This window comes from Otoolea muris, from assembly GCF_943193115.1.
Classification (GTDB): domain Bacteria; phylum Bacillota; class Clostridia; order Lachnospirales; family Lachnospiraceae; genus Otoolea; species Otoolea muris.
In genome coordinates this window covers 1-3,443 of sequence record NZ_CALPCY010000116.1, presented here as the reverse complement: position 1 = coordinate 3,443, position 3,443 = coordinate 1, and the positions used below count along the sequence as shown (strand labels likewise).

The 3,443-nt window shown below is 50.5% G+C and carries 4 protein-coding genes; 1 reads left to right on the top strand and 3 read right to left on the bottom strand.

The features are described 5' to 3' along the window. The 3 genes from NFS31_RS26305 to NFS31_RS26295 all read right to left on the bottom strand — a co-directional run. The coding region (locus NFS31_RS26305; protein WP_251501922.1) for a pyridoxal phosphate-dependent aminotransferase at positions 1 to 775 on the bottom strand (775 nt) is incomplete at its 3' end. Positions 776 to 788: 13 nt separating this feature from the next. Then, complete coding sequence (locus NFS31_RS26300; protein WP_016220512.1) at positions 789 to 1,952, bottom strand: pyridoxal phosphate-dependent aminotransferase; 1,164 nt, start codon at positions 1,950 to 1,952, stop codon at positions 789 to 791. Beyond that, the gene (locus NFS31_RS26295; protein ID WP_016220513.1) at positions 1,949 to 2,443 is read right to left on the bottom strand and encodes an Lrp/AsnC family transcriptional regulator; all 495 of its coding nucleotides are present in this window, start codon (positions 2,441 to 2,443) and stop codon (positions 1,949 to 1,951) included. Before NFS31_RS26295 ends, NFS31_RS26300 begins: the two co-directional genes overlap by 4 nt. A 113-nt stretch (positions 2,444 to 2,556) precedes the next feature. Between NFS31_RS26295 and NFS31_RS26290 the strand changes: the two genes are divergently transcribed. Next, a partial coding sequence (locus NFS31_RS26290) for an aminotransferase-like domain-containing protein (RefSeq protein ID WP_251501919.1) occupies positions 2,557 to 3,443 on the top strand: 887 nt, incomplete at its 3' end.

The following is a 3,443-nucleotide window of genomic DNA, read 5'->3' as shown; positions in this document are numbered from 1 at the left end:
CCCTGTCCCGGACTGCCGCCGCGCCCAGTGTTTGCGTCAGGCGGTTCATGGTATAAGAGTTAAAGGAGTTCCTGACATCGTTTAAGTAGCTGATAAGCTGCGGGCTTCCAAACGCATAGCCGACACGCAGGCCGGCAAGGGCGCGGGATTTTGAAACGGTCTGGATAATCAGCAGGTTATCGTATTTATCCAGCAGCGGGAACGCGGATATGCCGCCGAAATCAATATAAGCCTCGTCCACGATCACCACCACGTCCTGATTGTGGCTGATAATATCCTCTATCTCCGGTAAGCCCATCAATATCCCTGTGGGGGCGTTGGGGTTAGGAAAGACTACGCCTCCGTTCTCCCGGAAATAATCACTTTTCCTGATCTGAAATTCACCGTCTAAGGGAATCTGCTCAAACGGTATCTGAAACAGCCGCGCCCACACGTCATAAAAGGAATAGGTAATATCCGGGAACAGCACAGGTTTCCCGGAATTAAAAAAGGTCAGAAATGATACGGCCAGCACATCGTCAGAGCCGACACCTACAAATATCCGGCTACGGTCAATCTGGTAGAAATCCGCAAGGGCCTCCACCAGAATATTAGAATCCGGGTCGGGATATAGCCGGAGTTCCCCTGTCTGGAATTGTTCCAGTGTTTCGGCCACACGGGGAGAGGGCGGGTAGGGATTCTCATTCGTATTCAGTTTGATGATGTCCGCCTGTTTGGGCTGTTCGCCCGGTATGTAGGGAAGCACTTGGCGGATATTCTTTTCCCACGTTTTCATAAGCAGCCCCTTTCTAAGTCCGGTACCGGGACAGGAACCGGAAAATCCGGTTGACGGCTTCTTTCAGGTTTTGCAGGGAAGCCGCATAGGAAATCCGTACAAAGCCCTCCCCACACTCACCAAAGGAATCGCCGGGGACAACCGCCACCTTTTCCTCTTTCAGCAGCTTCAACGCAAATTCGCCGCTGGATAAACCAAACTCCCGGATATTGGGGAACATATAAAATGCTCCCTGCGGTTCAAAACAGGGCAGGCCCAGCCTTTGCAGCTCATGGTAGAGGAATTTTCTTCTCTGGTCGTAGGATTCACGCATGGCTTCTATATCCCCGTCCCCCTGTTCCATCGCTTCGATGGCCGCATACTGGCTGATGGTAGGTGCACACATTACCGCAAACTGATGGATTTTTACCATCTGTTCGATAATCTCATGGTTTCCCAGCGCGTACCCCAGCCGCCAGCCGGTCATGGCAAAGCTCTTGGAAAAACCGTTGATAATTATGGTTCGTTGTTCCATGCCGGGCAATCCGGCGATACTACAATGCTTCACGCCATAGGTAAGCTCCCCGTATATTTCATCGGATATAACAATCAAATCGTGTTTCTGAATGACAGGTAACAGGGCTTCCAAATCCTCCTTTTCCATCACGGCCCCGGTCGGATTGTTGGGGTATGACAGGATCAGCACCTTGCTTTTGGGTGTAACCGCCGCCTCCAACTGCTCCGGCTTCAGACGGAACCGGTTTTCCTCTGTCAAGCGGATTGGGACGGGAACGCCGTCAGCCAGCTTAATACAGGGGTAATAGGAAACAAAGCCCGGTTCCAGATAGATCACTTCGTCCCCTGCATTAAGCAGCGCCCGCAGCGCAAGGTCAATGGCCTCGCTGCCGCCAACCGTGACAATGATCTGGTTTTCAGGATTGTAAGTAAGCCCGGTTTTCCGTTTGGTGTAGCTGCTGATTGCAGCCCGAAGTTCTTGCAGCCCCGCATTGGACGTATAAAAGGTTTTGCCGGACTGCAACGCCTGTATGCCTGCCTCCCGGATATGCCACGGGGTATCAAAATCCGGTTCCCCGACGCCGAGGGAAATCACGTCGGGAATTTCGTTCGCCATATCAAAAAAGGCCCGTATGCCGGAAGATTTTAGGTTCAATACTTTTTGTGACAGCTTTTCCCTCATGGCGTCACCACCATTCTTTCGTCCGCCTGCTTTGCCTCAAAGCTCACGCCCAGCTCCTTATATTTTGTCAGCGTGAAATGGGTAGTGGTACTCTGGACTTCCTCAATGGAGGCCAGCTTTCCCGACACGAAAAGGGATATTTCTTTCAGTGTTTTCCCCTTTACCATGACAAGAAAATCGTAAGCCCCGGACATTAAGTACAGCGTCACTACCTGCGGATAGGCATTGATTTTCTCTGCCAGCTTTTGATAGCCCTCGCCGCCCTGCGGCGTAACACGCAGCTCTACCAAAGCGGTCACATCATCATCATTGACTTTGTTCCAGTCAATCAATGTATGGTAGCCACAGATCACATGCGCTTTTTCCAGACCGGCTATTTCCCTTTGGACTTCTTCTTCCGAAATCCCCAGCATAATTGCAATTTCATGTTCTGTCAGTTTACTATTGTTCTCCAACATGTGAAGAAGCTGCTCCCTGATTACTTGTTCCATGTTCTTACCTCCTTGCGCTGCATATAATCATAACAATTATAACAGTAGCATTGACTTTGTACGGTTTCAATAGTAGAATTGTATGCAAGACAATGTTTTTAAGGAGGTGCGCTATGCCTGTAAACTCGTTTGAAGATTATCCGCTTACATGGAAGCCGAGCAAGGCCCTGTTAAAATTCCCGATGTATATATCCCTTTCAGAGCTTTTGGAACAGGACATTTTAAGCGGGAGGCTTCCGCCCAAAACAAAGCTGCCGCCGCAGCGGGAATTAGCGGACTTTCTGGACGTGAATTTAAGTACCATCACCCGCGCCTTTAAGCTGTGCGAAACAAAAGGCTTAATCTATGCGGCGGTGGGAAGCGGAACGTATGTTTCCCCCAATGCGGCCCTGCCGAATCCAGACACGCAGGAGGAAGCGGAGTACATAGACCTTGGCCCCATCAAGCCCTACTATCAGTTCAATTCCATTGTGGCCGATACCGCACGGGCAATCCTGCAAGGCCCGAAGTCGGAAAAGCTATTTGAGTTCAGCTTTACCTTGGGGACAGCCCACCATAAACAGGTCGCGCAGAAATGGCTTGCCGAGTTCCAGATCAACGCCGCTATGGAGGATATTATTTTAACGTCCGGTACACAAAACGCGCTGGCGATTGCGCTTCTTTCCCTGTTTCGGGCCGGAGATAAGATTGCCACTGATACCTATACTTATTCCAATTTCATCACTCTTGCAAAGCAGCTTAATATCCAGTTGATACCGATAGAGGCCGACGGACAGGGTATGCTGCCGGACGCGCTGGAAAAGCAGAGGAAGCTGCATGAAATAAAGGGGATTTATTTAATGCCCTCCTGCACAAATCCCACGGGGATCACCATGCCGTCAGAGCGCCGGAAAGCAATCAGCCAGATTATCAGCAGTCAGGACATGGTTCTGATTGAAGATGATACCTACGGCTTTATCGCGGACGATAAAATCCCGCCGATGGCAACCATGATCCCCGC

Excerpts from the sequence above, each read along its gene's own strand:
- NFS31_RS26300 (WP_016220512.1), bottom strand. The coding sequence starts at position 1,952 with ATGAGGGAAAAGCTGTCACAAAAAGTATTGAACCTAAAATCTTCCGGC.
- NFS31_RS26295 (WP_016220513.1), bottom strand. The coding sequence starts at position 2,443 with ATGGAACAAGTAATCAGGGAGCAGCTTCTTCACATGTTGGAGAACAAT.